Annotated in this window: 13 protein-coding genes; 7 read left to right on the forward strand and 6 right to left on the reverse strand. The window is 38.2% G+C overall.

What is annotated here, in order from left to right:
- Positions 1-452: 452 nt before the first annotated feature.
- Together PEDSA_RS00455 and PEDSA_RS00460 are read left to right on the forward strand one after the other, a co-directional pair.
- Complete coding sequence (locus PEDSA_RS00455) at positions 453-1,172, forward strand: DUF72 domain-containing protein (RefSeq protein ID WP_013631180.1); 720 nt, start codon at positions 453-455, stop codon at positions 1,170-1,172.
- Between the two features lie 96 nt (positions 1,173-1,268).
- Entirely contained in the window at positions 1,269-2,366 is a 1,098-nt protein-coding gene (locus PEDSA_RS00460) for a fatty acid desaturase family protein (protein ID WP_013631181.1), read from the forward strand.
- A 1,205-nt stretch (positions 2,367-3,571) separates the two neighbouring features.
- On the opposite strand, the gene PEDSA_RS00470 is transcribed toward PEDSA_RS00460, so the two are convergent.
- The 6 genes from PEDSA_RS00470 to PEDSA_RS00495 form a co-directional block, all read right to left on the reverse strand.
- A complete protein-coding gene (locus tag PEDSA_RS00470) occupies positions 3,572-5,677 on the reverse strand; it encodes a heavy metal translocating P-type ATPase (RefSeq protein ID WP_041536921.1) in 2,106 nt (701 codons plus the stop codon).
- Between the two features lie 102 nt (positions 5,678-5,779).
- Positions 5,780-6,376: a TlpA family protein disulfide reductase gene (locus PEDSA_RS00475; protein WP_013631183.1), complete on the reverse strand. Its 597-nt coding sequence runs from the start codon at positions 6,374-6,376 to the stop codon at positions 5,780-5,782.
- Between the two features lie 198 nt (positions 6,377-6,574).
- Positions 6,575-7,843: an efflux RND transporter periplasmic adaptor subunit gene (locus tag PEDSA_RS00480; RefSeq protein WP_013631184.1), complete on the reverse strand. Its 1,269-nt coding sequence runs from the start codon at positions 7,841-7,843 to the stop codon at positions 6,575-6,577.
- 5 nt (positions 7,844-7,848) lie between these two features.
- The gene (locus tag PEDSA_RS00485) at positions 7,849-12,165 is read right to left on the reverse strand and encodes a CusA/CzcA family heavy metal efflux RND transporter (RefSeq protein ID WP_013631185.1); all 4,317 of its coding nucleotides are present in this window, start codon (positions 12,163-12,165) and stop codon (positions 7,849-7,851) included.
- 177 nt (positions 12,166-12,342) lie between these two features.
- Positions 12,343-12,666 (reverse strand): DUF6660 family protein, encoded by a 324-nt coding sequence (locus tag PEDSA_RS00490; RefSeq protein ID WP_148233479.1) that lies wholly within the window; start codon positions 12,664-12,666, stop codon positions 12,343-12,345.
- A gap of 159 nt (positions 12,667-12,825) precedes the next feature.
- Complete coding sequence (locus PEDSA_RS00495) at positions 12,826-13,626, reverse strand: CPBP family intramembrane glutamic endopeptidase (protein WP_013631187.1); 801 nt, start codon at positions 13,624-13,626, stop codon at positions 12,826-12,828.
- Positions 13,627-13,718: 92 nt separating this feature from the next.
- Here PEDSA_RS00495 and PEDSA_RS00500 point away from each other — a divergent pair, with 92 nt between their 5' ends.
- The 5 genes from PEDSA_RS00500 to PEDSA_RS00520 all read left to right on the forward strand — a co-directional run bounded on the left by PEDSA_RS00500 (position 13,719) and on the right by PEDSA_RS00520 (position 18,463).
- The gene (locus PEDSA_RS00500; RefSeq protein WP_013631188.1) at positions 13,719-14,033 is read left to right on the forward strand and encodes a hypothetical protein; all 315 of its coding nucleotides are present in this window, start codon (positions 13,719-13,721) and stop codon (positions 14,031-14,033) included.
- Positions 14,034-14,086: 53 nt separating this feature from the next.
- Positions 14,087-16,261 carry a TonB-dependent receptor gene (locus PEDSA_RS00505; RefSeq protein ID WP_013631189.1) on the forward strand — a complete coding sequence of 725 codons (2,175 nt, stop codon included), beginning with the start codon at positions 14,087-14,089 and terminating at the stop codon, positions 16,259-16,261.
- Positions 16,261-16,638: a YkvA family protein gene (locus PEDSA_RS20545; protein WP_013631190.1), complete on the forward strand. Its 378-nt coding sequence runs from the start codon at positions 16,261-16,263 to the stop codon at positions 16,636-16,638. The genes PEDSA_RS00505 and PEDSA_RS20545 overlap by 1 nt, the downstream gene beginning before the upstream one ends.
- 374 nt (positions 16,639-17,012) lie before the next feature.
- On the forward strand, positions 17,013-17,354 hold the full coding sequence (locus PEDSA_RS00515; protein WP_013631191.1) for a hypothetical protein: 342 nt from the start codon (positions 17,013-17,015) through the stop codon (positions 17,352-17,354).
- A 314-nt stretch (positions 17,355-17,668) separates the two neighbouring features.
- Positions 17,669-18,463 carry a glycoside hydrolase family 3 protein gene (locus PEDSA_RS00520; protein ID WP_013631192.1) on the forward strand — a complete coding sequence of 265 codons (795 nt, stop codon included), beginning with the start codon at positions 17,669-17,671 and terminating at the stop codon, positions 18,461-18,463.
- The last annotated feature ends 47 nt before the right edge of the window (positions 18,464-18,510 follow it).

Consider the following 18,510-nt stretch of genomic DNA (forward strand, 5'->3'; position numbering starts at 1 on the left):
GATCAATAAATAAAGAAGAGTCTCCGATTTGATATTATATAATTAAAGGCGTTTCAAGCTCCTGTTTATTGTGTAATCTGGGAGATGTGACGTTTTAACTATACAGTCATGCCCGTAGAATGAACGGGATTTTATTATTCTGATTGTTTGAAGATCTGTTTTTATTACTAAAGAATTGAGTGAAGATGCCCATAAACTTGCTGCGGAGCCGAATGAGTTATTTTATGTAAAAGGTGCGGGGTATGTTGATTTTACGATCGGATTGAGTTTGATACCTTTTAATAAGCTAAAAGCTCTTTTTAGTAAGTTAGTGTAAAAAATGTTAAACATATGGAATACTCATTCTTAAACTCAGACGAGATCCTGAGGACTGGGAGGTGATATTAAAAAACAGCTTAACCCTATCTTTTGGCATATAAGATGTTATCCCTAAGCCGATAGTTATCTATATTATGAAAAAGTGGTATATCGGTTGCTCAGGGTTTTACTATAAGAGTTGGAAAGGTGCTTTTTATCCGGAAGATCTTCCACAAAAGAAATGGTTTGATTATTACTGCCAGTATTTCAATACATTGGAATTGAATGTGACTTTTTATCGCTTTCCGCAACTTTCATTTCTGCAAAACTGGTATACGAAAAGTCCGGAAGATTTCAGGTTTGCCGTTAAGGCTCCCCGAATGATTACGCATTATAAGAAATTTACAGATAGCACAGAAATACTTACAGACTTTTATTCAGTTGTTAATAAGGGCTTACAGCATAAATTGGGTTGTGTATTGTTCCAGATGCCACCCAGTTTTCATTATTCGGAAGAACATATTCAAAAGCTAATCGATAATCTTGATGCCTCTTTTTTAAACGTGGTGGAATTTAGAGACGAGAGCTGGTGGCGAGAGGATGTATATGATGAGCTGGCAAAGCATAATATCAGTTTTTGTGGTATGAGTCATCCTACACTTCCGGATAATGTGATTGCCAATACACCACATTTGTATTACCGTATGCATGGTGAAAGTCAGCTTTATGCTTCCAATTATTCTCATGAGCAACTGGATAAATTGGCCGGAAAAATCAAGGCAAGTAGGAAAGTGAAAGAAGTTTATATCTACTTCAATAATGACATACATGCCTATGCTGTTGAGAATGCTCAATATCTCCAGAGAGCCATATAGAAGTCCTGGAAGGAATTTATCGGAAGATAGGTTATGGTATATAGTTTGGACTCTTTTTTGTGGTTAATAAGTTGGTAAACAGTGTGTCTAATACTTATGGAAAAGCCGGTTTATAATAAAATAAGGGATGATACTTTACTTTTTAATAGCCTAAGAGCTAATGTGAACTCCAGAATTTCCTCAATTAAAGGAGACAGGGATTGGGTAATAAAATTTAAGACATTTCTGCTCCCTGCTTTATATTTTGGAGCTTATCTTATTGCTATTTTCAATATTAATAATTCGGGTATATATATTGCCAGTTTTGCCTTTATGGGCATTCTCGTCGTTCTGATTTATCTTAATGTAATTCACGAAGCTGCGCATAATAATATCTTCCGGACAAAAAAATATAATAAATGGGTTCTGAAGCTATTTGATCTTATCGGAGCGAATAGCTTCATATGGGAACGCAGACATATTTTAAGCCATCATTCATTTCCTAATGTGGATGGGTGGGATACCGATGTGGAACAAAGCGGACCTATTAAAATTTATCCTTACGGAGAAGCGAAGGGATTGCAAAAGTATCAGCACAGGTTCTTTTTTCTGGTTTATCCGCTATATCTTTTCAATTGGATGTTTATCCGTGATTTCAGAGATTTTTTTGATAGGAATAGGGTTATCCAGAAAACACAGGCGAAAATTCCCGATAAGGAAAAGTTGAAGTTGATCCTTTATAAGCTTTTTTATTTCTTTTATCAGATTGGAATCCCCATTTTTATTTTGGAAGCTTCCTGGCGACTTGCAATAGGAGCCTGGTTTCTACAGATAATAGTAGCCAGTTGCTTTGCCTTGCTTGTTTTGCTTCCTGTACATGCTGTTGAGCATAATAAGTTTCCTTCGGTTGATGAGAAAGGTAATTTGCCGTATAGCTGGTTCCGTCATCAATTGGAAGTTACCAATGACTTGTCTAATCATAATAAGTTTATAAGGTATGTTTTGGGAAATTTCAACTACCATGTAGCACACCATCTTTTTCCAAATTATACCTATGAATACTATGATGAAATTACTGATGAAATCAGAAAGTTTGCAGCTGGATACTATTTAAATTATAAACAGTACCCCATATTTACTGCGCTTAAAAAGCACTATAATCTCCTAAAGAGTAATGCGCTGAATATTGATGAAGTGATGGAGGAGAGTATGTGAGTACGGTATAATATGGGTCTTTACTTGTTTAGAATAGAGTTGAGGAGCTGTCATCCAGAGTGAAGTTGAAGCCGTTGTGGGGCAAGAGCTAAATATCAGCGTCAATATAATGTTAGTGGAATGCTTATGCGAAGAATGAATGTTGGTTCCCCTCATTGCCGGCGGCTGGCCTGGATACTTTTTGCAGAAAGTCTTTATGTTTCTATATGGCTTTCAAGAATGCTAAAGCATTTTGTCTTAGATACAAAATATCCAAAAAACGAGCTGGCGAGTTCATGAATGCCAGTAAAAAGCAATAAAAATTAATGAATAAATCAAGGCATACAATCTTTGTCGCTCCATCTGGATAAATTTTTTATTAGTGCAATCGGTATATATGTGAATGTTATTGCTTCGTGAAGCTTTTTACAGCACATTGGATTGCTTTTATTTATTGATTATTTGTTCGCAAAGATTTATCTGATTACTCCCGACGTAAAGTCGGGACAGGCTATCCAAATCTTATAATGCCACTGGGCGTACTATCGAAGAAAGTATAAGTTTGCAATGTCCAACCCTAAAAATGGTTACTGTTTAGAACAAATGGCATAACCGAGCCTCTTTTCTTTGCTCAATCGGGTAGATTATTTTCAAAAAGCAGAATGGCAAAGGAAAGTTGGTGCGATGACATTTTTCCTGGAGCGTGAGGATAGAGCTAAGGCCATAAAAAGAAAACGTTTTTGTTTCTTTTTCAAAAAAGAAAAAAGAGTATCAGCGACAATAATATTAGTAGAATGCCTATGCGAAGAGTGAATGGCAGTTCGCCTCATAGCCGGCGGCTGGCCTAGTCCTTTTTTTCGATATAGTATATTATTTAATAAGGCTCTCAAGAATGCTGAAGCATTTTGTCTTGATACAAAAAGGAACCAAAAAAACGAGTAAACGAGTTCATGAATCCCGATAAAAAGAAATAAAATCTAATGAAAAAATCAAGGCGTATAATCTTTGTCGCTCCATCTAGATAAATCTTTCATTAGCGCAATCCGGATATGTGTGTTCGTTGATACTTTATGTTACTTTCTGCAACACATTGGATTGCTTAGGTTTTGCCTGTTGATTGTTTGTGTACAAAGATTTATCTGATTACTCCCGACGTAAAGTCGGGACAAGCTATCCAAATCTTATAATGCCGGGTTCACTATCATTTTACTGGAGCTGTGTCAGATTTATTTCTCCAATTTCAATAAACTGGCGTTAATAGCCACTACAATTGTACTAAGGCTCATCAAGATGGCACCAACAGCCGGGCTCAAAACAAATTTCGGATATAGTATACCTGCTGATAGCGGTATTGCAACTATATTATAACCTACTGCCCAAACAATGTTCTGTATCATTTTGCTATAAGTTCTTTTGCCAAAATCAATCAGTTTAACAACATCTTTTGGATCGCTGTTAACCAGGATAATATCAGCTGTTTCTGCAGCTACATCCGTACCGGAGCCTACCGCAATGCCTACATTTGCCTGTGCCAATGCGGGAGCATCATTTACTCCATCACCCGTCATGGCTACAACTTCGCCATTATTTTGTAGTTCTTTTATCTTCTCAAGTTTATGATGCGGTAATACATTTGCCCAATAGCCATCCATTCCCAGTTGCTTTGCTACGGCAGCAGCTACTTTGTCATTGTCTCCCGTTAACAGATAGGATTTGATATTCATTTGCTTTAGTGCGGTAATGGCTTCTTTTGAACTCTCGCGAATACTGTCGGTCAGGGAAATAATACCCGCTGGTTTATTATCGATTAAAACAAAGTTGATGGTGGCCGTATTTTGATCAATTTCTTCTGGTGTGTCAGGTGGTGTCAGGTTATTTTGTTTAAAGTAATTGGGGCCGGCAGCAACAACTGTTTTACCTTTTACCGTTCCTTTTACACCTACTCCCTGAATGTAAGAAAAGTCCTCGGACGGCCAGAGCTCCAAATTCTCATCCTTCAATTGTTTTAATACGCCTTTGGCGATATGGTGTTCGGAATTTTGCTGAATGGCAGCGGCGTACTGAATTATGTCATCTTCATTGTACTGATCGGTAAGTGGTACTACCTTTTCTACAGCATGGGAGCCTTTGGTAAGTGTACCGGTCTTGTCAAAGATAACGGTAGACAGTTTTCTGGTTACCTCGAAGGCGGTGCGGTTACGAATCAATAGTCCATTAGTAGCTGATAAAGTTGTGGAAATAGCCACTACCAAGGGTATCGCTACACCTAATGCATGTGGACAGGCGGTAACCATTACTGTTACCATTCGTTCCAATGCAAAAGCCAGATCCTTACTGTTCAATAACCAACAAAGGAATGTGATTAATCCGACACCTATAGCAATAAATGTTAACCATTTGGCTACTTTGTCCGCCAGATTCTGGGTATTTGATTTGGCAGCCTGAGCATTTTGTACCAGGTCAATTACTTTGTTCAGATAGCTTTCTTTCCCTACGCCTGTTGTCTTTATTTTTAACACACCATCTCCGTTTACCGATCCTGCTATGACTTTTGTGTTAGCTTCTTTCTTAACTGGGGTACTTTCTCCTGTAAGCATGCTTTCATTTACATAGGAACTGCCTTCATTCACCAATCCATCTGCAGGGATTTTTTCTCCGGGTTTTATCACAACAATTTCGCCATTTCCCAATTCATCTAAATTGATGGTTACCTGTTGCCCTGCTCTTTCTACCGTTACTTTATTGGGAAGCAGTGCAACAAGTGATTGCAGTGCTTTGGATGCTTTGGCCTGTGATCGCATTTCCAGCCAATGTCCTAAAAGCATAATCACAATAAGTGTGGCCAGCTCCCAAAAAAAATCCATGCCTCTTAATCCCAGGGCTACGGCTACAGAGTATACGTAAGCTACAGAAATAGCAATGGCTACCAAAGTCATCATGCCAATGGCTTTGGCTTTTATTTCGCCTGTCATTCCTTTCAAAAAAGGCATACCCCCATAAATGAAAATTATTGTTCCCAATAGTAATAATACAATATTGTCTCCCGGAAATGTAAAGCTGAAACCTAACCATTGTTGTATCATGTGCGATAAGAAAAGGATAGGAATGGTAATGATTAGGCTTATCCAAAATCTCTTTAGAAAATCGCTGGTATGGTGTCCTTCATGTTTATTGTATCCTGAGTGGTTATCCTGTGTATGATGATGTTCATCCGTATCTGCGTGCTGATGAAGGTTGGTGCCAACAGGTACCAGATCCATACCACATAGAGGACATTTTCCAGGTTCATCCCTTAGTATTTGGGAATGCATGGGGCAGGTATATTTTGTCATCGTCTATTCAACTTTTAAAAACTAACAATGCGTTTGACATAAAAGTTTTAATGACAGGCTTAGCCTCATAGTTGAGAATTGGATTAACTATATACTGTACAATTAATCAGAAAGGAGTTTGTCAATAGGCGTCTTGCTAGCCATAATAAATAATTCAAGGGGTTTTCTGGTAGGGATTTCAACTATGTTTCCTTTTTTATCCAATAAAACATAATGGGGGATGGTAACAATGTTGTAGTCTTTGCGAAGTTTCTCGTTTGCCGGGTTTCCCGCTATCAGATTAATACCTTTTAAATTGTATTTGGTTAAGGTATCTTTCCATTTTTTAGCATTCGTATCCATGCAGATATTTATAAATACTACATCTTTTCCTTTGTATCTTTTATGAAGATCAGGGATATAGGTTTTTATGTCTTCCAGGCAAAGCCGACAAGCGGTTTCCCAGAAATAAATATAGACTATCTTTCCTTTAAAGTTCTTTAGGGAAACCGTTTTTCCTTTGTCGTTCTTTAAAGAAAAAGGGGGAGCAGGAGTACCTGCAGCCGATTGTTGTTTTATGATATTATCTTGTAATAAGGTTTTCGTTAAGTAAGGAATTAAATTGCTATTTTGACTATTCTCGCAGGCTTTCTTTACATGCGCTTGAATAAGTAATGGCATTACTAAAAAAGTAAGTAGAATCAAGTGCCTGAATTTCATTTGTAGCTTTATTATTTAAATAGTCCGTTTTTTATATTTAAAGATAAGTAAAGTGTATAAAAATAAGGTGTATGAAAATCGAAAATAACTTATCCTAAATAAGATGTGGAGCTTCTTACCCGCCTTTTTAATTCGGCGCGAATATGAAAGGATTCGCGCCAAAAAAGAATCTGATAGCCTATAAATAACTATAACATGCTAATGCTCATGTTCTCCGGTATTACTTAACTTGGCATTGATGAAAAAGGCTCCTTTTGTCACTATTTTAGTATCCTTTGGAATTTCGGTTACTGGTGTAATAGCAGTATAACCTAATTCAGAGACTCCTTTTGCTACTTCTATTTTTTCGAAATTTATAGTGTCCGTATGTTCTTTACTGTGGGCTTCTTCTTTTTCTCCTTTCTGATGTTCGTGATCTGCAGCCGGTTGCTGATCAGTCTGAACAAAAATGTAGAATTTACCGTCTGCTTCCACAATAGCCTCATTGGGGACTGTAGCGGTTTTAAGATCGCCTATACTTATCATTCCTGTAATATTCATCCCATCTATCAAATCGGTTTTATTTCCAATAACAGTGCAGTGAACGGCTACTGTTTTACTTTCATCTTCAAAAGAAGACCCGATGTTGAAGACCCTGGCGGTATAAGTAACCATGGGATTGTTGGTAAGGGTAAAATTAACAGCCTGTCCAATTTTAATGTGTGGCAGATCTTTTTCAAATACTTGCAGATCCAGATGGAGTAGCGAATTATCTACAATTTCAACAACGGGTGAAGATACGTCTACATAACTGCCTATTTTAGCAAATTCACTGCTAACTGTACCGTTTACCGGGCTGGTAACCAGTAATGCCGATTTTAGATTAGAAGAGGTGATACTGGCAGGATCAATACCCATTAATTGTATCTGTTTTCTTAAGGAAGCTTTGCGTGTCTTTAAGGTATTCAGCTCGGCAGTTGCATTTTGCAGGTTCTTTAGTGCACCGGCATTACCGGCATTCAGCTCTTTCTGGCGTTGCATCTCCTGTTCGGCAAAGGTAATTCTGTTATCTATTGTCAGGTACTCTTCCTGTAACTGTATAAATTGTGGATTTTCGATAGTGGCGATCACCTGTCCTTTACGGACATAATCTCCAAGCTGAACCTTCAAAGTTTTCACGACACCTCCATATAAAGACGTGGCATTTGCTTTATTATTATTAGGAACCCTCAATGCTCCGTTTGCTTTGATGGTTGCTGTAAGATTTTTATTTTCAATGTTTCCCAAAGTAATTCCAACCGCTTTGATCTGCTCTTGAGTAAGCGAAGCAATAGTAGGAGATTCCTCTCCCTGGCTTTCCTCTGTTGTTTCAGAATCTTTTGTTGCTGTATTTTGACTATTTCCATCACCGTTTTTATGAGTTTCTCCGCAACTGTTTAATGATAGTATGGCAACAGCGATAAATAATATTTTTATTATGATTTTCATTGCGCTTATTTGTTATTTAAGTAGTTGAAATTGATGGCTGACTGATTGAACTGGTTCAGGATGTCTAAATAGTTTTGGCGAATACCAATAGCCTGACTTAAAAACTGACCGAGTTCCGCAAAACTTATCTCTCCCGCTTTATAACTCAGACTAGCTGCATTAATGATTTCTTCAGCCTGTTTCAGTCCCGAGGTTTCATAAAAATTCAATAACGAACGGTTTTTTTCCATTTCGGCATTAGCCGATGATTCCTGGGTTTGCAATAACTGAGTTTGGTAAGCCAGTGTTTTTTCCTGAACTTCCTTTTCAGCAGCTGCTACCTTCACCCGGTTCCGATAAGCGCCTGTGCCAAATAGCGGAAAAGAAGCTGTTACAGAAAACCCGGTAAAAGGATCTGCTGCACCCCAAAGTCTCTGACTAAAAAAGCGCCCCGAAAACTCCGGTCTGTTCGTGTTTTTTTGTACTTTAATAGCAGACGACGCAATATTCACATTTTGTTCCTGTAAAACCAAAAGAGGATGGGGAGCATTGTTTTCTGCTAATGTAACGTCCAGTCTTTTCAGAGGTGAAGCTACAGGCAAAAGCCACTCGTTCCGATTCAAAATCATCATCAACTGCTGTTGCTGTATCTTCATTTCTTTTTCATTTTGCTCCATATAAGCCTGTAACTCCTTTAATTTCGCTTCTGCGGCAATTTGATCTAACCTGGCGACATCACCGGTTTTTACGCGAACTTTTGCGGTGTTAAATAGCAATGTATAAATACTATCTAAACGTTTAAGCAGATCCTGCTTGTCCTGCAAATACCATAACTGATAGTACGCAGATCTCACATCTTTCCTAATGGAGGCGTTTAAAACATTTCTATTTAACTCTGCATATTTCAGTTGTTCCTTCAGGTAGTTTTTTCGGGCAGCATAGAGTCCGGGCCATGCAATACTTTGCGTTATACCAATCTTTAAAACCCCGGTCTTGTCCGAAGGGCGAACGTCTTCATTTTCGGCAAAAAGTCCGGTCTTGGGAATCTCGCCGGATGTTTTAGTATTGAGATCAGCACTTCGTATCTCTGCCTCGTTTATACTGAGTTGCTGATTGTTTTTTAATGCAATTTCGATGGCCTTGTTGAGGCTTATTCTTTGCTGTGCATGAGCCGAAGAGAGTCCGGCGAAGCATAATATAAAGATTATTACAGTTTTGTTCATTTTTAATTTCCCTTTAAGATTGATCCCCGAATCGAAGATGATATACAGTAAAGGCAATACAAAAAGTGTGAGAAAAGTTGCTGTAATTAATCCACCAATTACAACAGTAGCTAAAGGTTTTTGTACCTCAGCTCCGGCGCTTGTGCTGATGGCCATTGGGAGAAAGCCAAGTGAAGCGACAGTAGCGGTCATTAATACCGGTCTGAGACGGGCAATTGTTCCTTCTTTTACCCTTTGCAGGATATCGTTTATTCCTTCTTTTTTTAGCTGGTTAAATGTGCCTACCAGCACAATCCCATTTAATACTGCTACTCCAAATAGAGCTATAAAGCCGATGCCGGCACTGATGCTAAAAGGCATTCCCCTTAACATCAGCGCAAAAATACCACCTATAGCACTCATGGGAATCGCAGTGAATATTAAGGTAGCTTGTTTAAAGGAATGAAAAGTGAAATAAAGCAACATAAAAATCAATAGTAAAGATGCTGGTACAGCCACCATTAACCGGGCGCTTGCTTTTTGCAAATTTTCGAACTGACCGCCATAGGTGAAATAATATCCCGAAGGCAGGTTGACTTTTTTAGCTAATTCCCGTTGTATGTCTTCTACGACACTTTGCACATCTCTGTCCGATACATTAAAGCCGATAACAATTCTACGTTTACCTGCCTCGCGACTTATTTGTGCAGGACCGAGCTTATAGGCTATATTAGCCACCTGAGATAGCGGGATCTGAATGCCGGTATTGGTGGGAATCATCAGGTTGCTTACATCGTCAATACTGCTCCTGTGCATACTGTCCAGACGAACTACCAGATCAAAACGTCTCTCATTTTCGTATACCTGACCGGTTGATTTTCCTGCAAAAGCAGTACTTACCACATCATTTATATCCTGTATGGTTAAACCATAATTGGCTATGCGTGTACGATCATATTCGATGTTGATCTGCGGTAGTCCACTTACTCTTTCTATTTGCGGAGATGTGGCACCAGGAACACCTTGTATAATCTCGCTTACTGCTTTTGCGTAGGTTGCGAGTGTATCTATATTCTCTCCAAATATCTTCACAGCAACATCCTGCCGTATACCAGTCATCAGCTCATTAAAGCGCATTTGAATCGGTTGGTTCTTTTCGAAGAATACTCCGGGTATAATCTCCAGTTTTTCTGTAATGGCATCGGCCAGTTCATTATAGCTTCTGCCAGATTTCCATTCTTTTTGAGGTTTCAGTACGACCATAAGGTCTGTAGCTTCTGGTGGCATCGGGTCGGTAGGTACTTCTGCCGAGCCGGTTTTGCCAACTACCATTTCAACTTCATCAAATTGTTTGATGATTCTGGATGCCTGCATAGAGGTCTCTATACTTTGGCTAAGTGAACTCCCTTGCGGCAGAATACAATGGTAGGCATAGTCACCTTCCTGTAATTGCGGAATAAATTCTCCGCCCATCCGGCTGAAGAAAAACAGCGATACCGCAAATAGTGCAGTTGCTATTCCAACGATGGTGTATTTGATGTTAATGGCTTTCTGTAATAATGGTTGATAAATGCTTTGCAGCTTGTCCATCATTTTATCACTGAAAGTTTTTTTGTGACTTACTTTCTTTGATAAGAACAAAGCGCACATCATTGGAATATAGGTAAGCGATAAGATCAATGCGCCAAAAATGGCAAAACCTACAGTCTGTGCCATGGGGCGAAACATTTTACCTTCAACACCCACCAGAGTTAGTATAGGAATGTACACGATCAGGATAATGATTTCCCCGAACGCAGCACTGGTACGTATTTTAGACGCAGATAAAAATACTTCATTATCCATTTCGTTTTGTGATAATCTGTCTACCGATTTTCGCAGACCCAGATGGTGCATGGTGGCTTCAACGACAATCACGGCTCCATCTACAATTAAACCGAAATCTATAGCTCCTAAACTCATCAGGTTGGCACTTACACCGAAAACGTTCATCATACCAAGTGCAAACAGCATAGCAAGCGGTATGGCAGATGCTACAATGAGTCCGGCCCGTAGGTTTCCCAGAAATAAAACCAGCACAAAAATCACAATCAGGGCACCTTCTATCAGGTTTTTCTCGACAGTACCTATTGCCCTGTCTACAAGATCTGTCCGGTCCAGATAAGGTTCTATAGTAACATCAGCTGGCAAAGATTTCTGAATGGTAGGCAATTTTTCCTTTATACGTTTTACTACTTCGTTGCTGTTTTCGCCTTTTAGCATCATCACAACACCACCTACGGCATCTACTTCGCCATTATAGGTGAGCGCGCCATATCTGACAGCATGACCAAATCTTACGTCGGCTACGTCATTGATATAGATAGGGATTCCACCTTTGTTCTTTACAACAATCTTCTTTACATCTTCTAAAGAGGTCACCAACCCTATACCCCTAATGAAATAAGCATTGGGTTTTTTATCGATATAAGCTCCGCCAGTGTTTTCATTGTTCTTTTGTAATGCGGTAAAGATATCGGGAATACTTACTCCCATGGCCCTCAATCGATCCGGGTTAACAGCTACTTCATATTGTTTCAGTTCTCCGCCAAAGCTATTTACTTCGGCAATGCCCGGTGTGCCGTAAAGTTGTCTGGCTACAATCCAATCCTGCATGGTGCGCAGGTCTTTGGCATTGTATTTATTTTCACTTCCCTTTTTAGGATGGATAATGTATTGATAAACCTCACCAAGTCCTGTGCTTACAGGTGCCATCTCTGGCACTCCAATACCTTGTGGAATTTTGTCTATCGCTTCTTTTAATCGTTCATTAATCAGCTGTCTGGCGAAATATATATCTACATCTTCGTCAAATACCACAGTAACTACAGATAGGCCAAAGCGTGATATACTACGGATCTCTTCGATTTTAGGGACATTGGCAATACTTTGTTCGATAGGGAAAGTCACCAACTGTTCTACTTCCTGTCCCGCAAGGGTAGGGCAACTGGTAAATATTTGTACCTGATTGTTGGTAATATCCGGTACAGCATCTATGGAAAGTCTGGTGGCACTCCACCCTCCCCATATAACAAGCAGCAAAGTCATTAAACCAATAATGATCTTGTTCTTGATACTGAATTTTATGATATGGTCTAACACAATGTGTTTTTTGTTTTTAATACCTGATAAATAATGTCGAATACCTTCTGCAAGAGCGCATCTAAGGTGATATGAATACGTTACAGACAGATCATAGTCTGAATTTTACATAACAGCTTAGTTTTTCAGGACAGTATAAGTCCCAAATTAAGCCCGGCTCGCTTAAAAATGATGAAATCAGGCTTTGGATTTTGGCGGTTGCCAGATATTGTCGAGGTAATTGGAAGTGAATGAAATATCCCTTATTTCAGTTTTTTTGGTTGAAAATAGTTGTACAGGGATATCGAATTTATGAGAAATAAATACAAAAGTATCTACGGAAACACTGCAACAGGTACATTGACAAAAAGGAGTACAGTTATCATCATGATCTCCACCATGATTGTGTGCCTGCTCTTTTGCTATTGGTTTAGCATCTTCACAACTATTTTTAGCATCACTGCAAGGCACCGCAAATAGTACCGTGAAGTAAAATAAAAATATAGTTGCTATCCATCTCATTAAAACAAAAATATAAAAATATTTCATGCAACGTAATTGCAAATTTAATTGGTGTTTAGATTCCATGACTTCAAGAATGAAAAGCTATATATGTAATTTGCTGGACTCGAATAGTGGAATATGTTACTATCTTGGTTTATCTATACTGTCGGGATATTATTACTGCTCAAGCTTTCTGGTCAGATATATAATCAAAAGAGTACCTAGAATCATGATTAGTGAAAACAAGACCAGACTCATATTTTCTACATAAAGATTGTTTTCTGAAAGAGCTGCTGGATTCAGAAATCCTGTTGACTGATCTTTAAATCCTGTAAACCATTGTCCGAAATTCCAGGCTGCATGTAAGCCAATTGGTAAGCTAATGCTTCTGCTCCTTAATGCGGCTACACCAAACAAAATTCCTCCGAACCCCGATCCGATAATCGACATTTTTATACTCAAACCAGAGACAATGTGTTCGAGTATAAAAACCAGAGTCACTATAATCAAGGCAAATAAGAATGAATATCTATAGTGTAATGTTCTGATAAAATAGGAACGGAAGGCGAGTTCCTCTCTGACTGCAACCAGAAGAAATAACAGAAAGTGAAAACAGAGCGAAGTGAAGCTAAAAGCAGGGTTAATCTCTAATTTTATCAGACCCAATGCATTTAATGTGGAAAGGTGAAGGGCAACTAGAATCAATCCAATGATATATCCCCGGATAAACCCGATACTAGGATTTTTCTTCACTGAAATTCCGATATCCATCAATTTTAGTCTTTCCCATTTGGTGAACAGAATAACCAGGCAGAATGTCAGGCCAACTGCAAGCAATATGTTTATTCCCTCTTTGTAATTGACATTCAGAGATTTCGTAATACGGGAAGTCACCATCAATATAACTATTGTGGAAATATAGAACAGGAAAGTTCTTAATAAAGGAGCTATAGAACTAAATGGTGCTTTGGTTTTCATTAGTAGCGGTTTCTTGTTCATTATTATAATAATTCCAACCCTATTTTAAATTTAATAATGATATCTGAGATTTAAATATATTTGCATCCGAAATGAAAGGACTGCTTCGTTATCTTCTCATGCTTATTATTTCCGTTTTCTACCTGCAAGCGGCTTTAGAGATTAATGAGGGACCTATAACGAATACCTTTGACGATGAATACGATACTTATGTGTCTGTAGAAAATCAGTCATCGATTCATTCTCAAAAAACAGAGCAAACTCTTGGTTTTGCAATTCTTCCAAATTTTCTAGGCTGTTATGAGTGGGTAAAACCATTGGAAAGGTTTGAAAAGGCTGTATCAACTCTTTATTGTCCTCTTGTTAGTCACAAACGATACATTAAGCTTTGTACCTGGCTAATTTGATTAAGTGCAATATTACCTGCCGTATTTATTGTTCAATTTAAAATCAAATTAAAATGAAAATCTTCTTTTTGATGCTGATAGGTATATTCAGCTTCACAATTGTGTTTGGACAAAACACCCTGAAAATTGTATTAAAGGACAGTGAGACTCAAGAACCATTGATGTTTGCCTTAATCTCCGTCCAAAGCAAAAATATAAGTGCCAAAACAGATACAAGCGGATTTGTTGTATTGTATAATGTTCCTAATGGTGAGCAAACAATATTGTTTAGTACCATGGGATATAAAGCCAAATCTATCTCTTATCAATTTCCATTAGCAGATACACTAACAAAAACTGTATTGATGGAAAGCGAAATGCATAATATGGACGAAGTGGTGGTTTCGGCAACCCGTAGCAGCCGAACTATTTCCGATATTCCTACCCGTGTAGAAACTATTGCGGCAGAAGAATTGGACGAAAAAATTACTATGCAACCCGCGAATGCAAAAATGATTCTGACAGAAAGTACCGGAATACAAACCCAGCAAACCTCGGCTACATCAGCGAATGCAAGTATACGTATACAAGGTCTTGACGGAAAATATACACAGCTGTTAAAAGATGGTTTCCCCTTGTATTCGGGGTTTTCTGGTGGACTAAGTCTTGTACAAATACCGCCCCTGGATCTTAAAAGGGTAGAGCTTATTAAAGGGGCTTCATCTACACTGTACGGAGGCGGGGCCATTGCTGGTCTGATTAATTTCATCACAAAGGAACCTACCACTAAAAGGGAATTATCCTTGCTGCTTAATACCAACAATACTAAAGCCGGAGATATCAGTGGATTTTACTCAGAAAGATTAAAAAAAACAGGGTTTACAATTTATGTGTCGCAAAACGTTCAGAAAGCTTACGACGCAGATAAAGATGGCTTGTCGGATATACCTAAGTTTTCACGCTTTACCCTAAACCCTAAAATATTTTATTATATCAATCCTTCTGCTACCATTTCTTTTGGAGCAAATTCATCTTTCGAAAACCGTTTAGGTGGTGATATGATTGTTGTTGAGGATAAGGCTAATGCTGAGCATTCTTATTTTGAAAAGAATATTTCGAGCCGTATCTCGTCACAGTTGAAATTTGAAAAACATTTTACCGATAAGTCAGTATTTACTTTTAAGAACAGTATTGGATTTTTTGACAGGAGTATCTCTAAATCAGACTACAATTTTTCAGGTCAGCAAGTCTCCAGTTTTTCAGAACTTTCCTATTTATTCAACCGGAAAAAATCAGAATGGATTGTAGGAGGCAATCTTTGGACAGACCGTTTTAAACAGGATAATCTAACACCATACTTACTAAATAGTCACTCGGTTATAGGAGGTGCATTTGTACAAAACAACCTGATGGCAACAGAAAAACTTATTATCGAAAGTGGTCTCAGAACAGACGCAACAAATCAAAATGATATTTTTATACTTCCGCGTATTTCGTTACTTTATAAAATTACTCCAAAACTAAGTTCGAGGCTTGGTGGAGGATTGGGCTACAAAACACCCACATTGTTTTCTGAAGAAGCAGAGGAACGAAGTTTCAGAGATATCCAACCGCTTGACCTAAGCAAAGTAAAATCTGAAAAGTCAATAGGGACAAGCTTCGACCTGAATTATAAAACACAATTGTTCGACGACATTTCCTTTTCTGTTAATCAAATGTTGTTTTATACACGGTTGAATAAACCTTTGATTTTAAATAATGATCCTTTATCCAATGGTAACTATGAATTTATAAATGCCAATGGAAATCTAGACAGCAAGGGATTTGAGACCAACGTGAAATTCCGTTATGATGATGTTTCGCTTTATTGCGGTTATACTTATATTGATGCTGAAAGGAATTTCAACGGTAAAAAGACGATAAATCCGCTGACTGCAAAGAATCGGATTTATACTACTTTTTCCTACGAATGGGATGAAAAACTAATAGCCGGTTATGAGCTTTTTTATACGGGTAACCAGATGCTTAGTAATGGAGAAATGAAACCTGCTTATTGGGTGATGGGAACATCAGTTCAGTATAAATTTCCGTACTTTAGCCTGTTTGTGAACGCAGAAAATTTTACAGATATCCGTCAGACAAGATATGAAAACATTTACATGGGGACACCGCAAAATCCGCAGTTTAAGGAAATATGGGCACCTACTGATGGCTTTATATTTAACGGAGGTATCAAACTGACTTTATAATGTTAACCGGACTAAAAACACGGACGAAAAGGCTTAAACAGGAAATAATACCTGTGTACTATGCTTTGTTTGATAAACGTACTCCTGTAATTGCAAAAATATTGGCTGGGTTGACTGTAGTATATTTGCTAAGTCCTATCGACCTGATACCAGATTTTATACCAATTATAGGACTCCTGGACGACATCATAATCGTACCTCTTTTAATAAGTATTACGATAAAGCTGATACCGAAGTCGGTGTTAGAAGATATCAGAAATAATAAAAAACTGCAACGGAAATTAAAGAGACGATGGTATTACGCTTTACCTATCATTTTGCTCTACGCTTATCTTTTATACTTGATTTTTATGTTCGTTATACGGTTGATTTTCTAGAAGATATAGATTTCGATTTCAAAAACATTAGCATATGCCCGGCTTGTTCTGGAAAATAAAGGCATTTCATGAACAAATCTCGAAGCAGTCCGAAGAAAAATGCTGGGAAAGTAGCAAACACTGGTAAAGTAAAAAACGAACGCTAAATTTTTTTAGTAATTTATACACTTTAATTTTGTATTAGGAAAAATAACGAGGCATCGTTGTAAGGTGTTTTTAATAGTTACCGCATGGCAACAGCTCTACAAGATTTGGTTTAGTTGGAACGTTTGTATTTAATAAGTAAGCCCTCAGGAAGTGGCTTGCTACCTCAAAAAAACGATGGTTTTTTTATGTATCTTGTGTAGTTCACAAGTTAATTATTCATTTCACCTATGCGCAACAAAGCAACTAAAAAAGACAACTCCTATCTCCCTGTCGCATGGGAGTATCGTGAAACAATCGAGGAACAGATCAGTAAAAAAAGCACAGGGAAAATATTCTATTTTGGGGAGGATAACCAAATAGAAGAAGCTCAAGGTACCGTGTTGGAAATGAAAGAACAAAAAAATGCTGGTGTGTTTATTTTTATGGATATGGGTTTGCGGATAAGAATAGACCGTATAATAACACTCTTCGGGAAAATTGGTGCAGCTTATGATGAATATGATGCCTATTCGAATGCATGTATGGATTGTATGGGAGGCTATACCAGGGAAGAACTTGAGGAAGAGTAGTGGAGCATTAGGATGATTGCTCAATACTAAATTGCGACGTAACGGTAGTATGTGCCTTGATGTGTAACTCGTGTTGCAGGAAATAAGTTTAGACTTAGGTAAAGGTGCAATCAACAAGGGGGCAGATTCTTGAGTCTTTAATTTTATGCAACCGGTTGCGTATAATTAAGTTAATTGTTATTTTTGAGCCGAGGCCAATATTAACCAATACATTTTTCGATTGGAAATTGCTCAACGAAAGAAGAGTTGCTTTTGCAAAAGATCTCCATGTATTTGATAGAGGTTTTAAAACTTAAAGAATAGCTAATACTTTTATGAGGATCTTTGGTATTTACCTTTTTCTGATTTTTATCAGCTCACAATTACTGGCTCAGAGCAAGCAATATCCTTTTCAGGACGCTAATTTGCCTTTTGAAAAACGGGTAAATGATTTGCTGAGCCGTTTAACATTAGAAGAAAAAGTTTCGCTGATGCAGGATGTATCCAGATCAGTAGAACGTTTGGGAATTAAACAATATAACTGGTGGAATGAAGCTTTGCATGGCGTAGCGCGGGCGGGTTTGGCAACGGTATTTCCACAATCTATAGGTATGGCGGCTTCTTTTGATAGGGATGCGCTGTTTAATGTGTTTAATGCAGTTTCGGACGAGGCAAGGGCGAAGCATAATTATTATTTGTCGCAAGGCAGTTACGGCCGTTACGAGGGCTTAACAATGTGGACACCAACCATTAATATCTTTAGAGATCCGCGTTGGGGCAGAGGAATCGAAACTTATGGGGAAGACCCTTACCTTACGGCAGTGCTGGGAGTAGAGGCAGTAAAAGGATTACAAGGTCCTTCCGGTGGCAAATATGATAAGTTACATGCCTGCGCTAAACACTTTGCTGTTCATTCTGGTCCGGAATGGAACAGACACTCCTTTGATGCCGCTAATATTAAGCAGAGAGATTTGTACGAAACTTATCTTCCGGCTTTTAAGGCCTTAGTAAAAGACGCTAAAGTGCAGGAGGTAATGTGCGCTTATAATCGGTTTGAAGGTGATCCATGTTGTGGAAGTGATAAATTATTGCAACAGATATTGAGAAAGAAATGGGGTTCGAAGGCATAGTGGTAGCCGATTGTGGTGCTATTGCGGATTTTTTTAAAGAGAACGCT

This window comes from Pseudopedobacter saltans DSM 12145 (assembly GCF_000190735.1).
Classification (GTDB): Bacteria; Bacteroidota; Bacteroidia; order Sphingobacteriales; family Sphingobacteriaceae; genus Pseudopedobacter; species Pseudopedobacter saltans.

What these genes read in the sequence shown, in the direction of transcription:
- PEDSA_RS00480 (WP_013631184.1), bottom strand. Translation starts at nt 7,843, where the DNA reads ATGAAAATCATAATAAAAATATTATTTATCGCTGTTGCCATACTATCA.
- PEDSA_RS00455 (WP_013631180.1), top strand. Translation starts at nt 453, where the DNA reads ATGAAAAAGTGGTATATCGGTTGCTCAGGGTTTTACTATAAGAGTTGG.
- PEDSA_RS00515 (WP_013631191.1), top strand. Translation starts at nt 17,013, where the DNA reads ATGCGCAACAAAGCAACTAAAAAAGACAACTCCTATCTCCCTGTCGCA.
- PEDSA_RS20545 (WP_013631190.1), top strand. Translation starts at nt 16,261, where the DNA reads ATGTTAACCGGACTAAAAACACGGACGAAAAGGCTTAAACAGGAAATA.
- PEDSA_RS00495 (WP_013631187.1), bottom strand. Translation starts at nt 13,626, where the DNA reads ATGAAAACCAAAGCACCATTTAGTTCTATAGCTCCTTTATTAAGAACT.
- PEDSA_RS00460 (WP_013631181.1), top strand. Translation starts at nt 1,269, where the DNA reads ATGGAAAAGCCGGTTTATAATAAAATAAGGGATGATACTTTACTTTTT.
- PEDSA_RS00500 (WP_013631188.1), top strand. Translation starts at nt 13,719, where the DNA reads ATGAAAGGACTGCTTCGTTATCTTCTCATGCTTATTATTTCCGTTTTC.
- PEDSA_RS00470 (WP_041536921.1), bottom strand. Translation starts at nt 5,677, where the DNA reads ATGACAAAATATACCTGCCCCATGCATTCCCAAATACTAAGGGATGAA.
- PEDSA_RS00490 (WP_148233479.1), bottom strand. Translation starts at nt 12,666, where the DNA reads ATGAGATGGATAGCAACTATATTTTTATTTTACTTCACGGTACTATTT.
- PEDSA_RS00475 (WP_013631183.1), bottom strand. Translation starts at nt 6,376, where the DNA reads ATGAAATTCAGGCACTTGATTCTACTTACTTTTTTAGTAATGCCATTA.
- PEDSA_RS00520 (WP_013631192.1), top strand. Translation starts at nt 17,669, where the DNA reads ATGAGGATCTTTGGTATTTACCTTTTTCTGATTTTTATCAGCTCACAA.
- PEDSA_RS00505 (WP_013631189.1), top strand. Translation starts at nt 14,087, where the DNA reads ATGAAAATCTTCTTTTTGATGCTGATAGGTATATTCAGCTTCACAATT.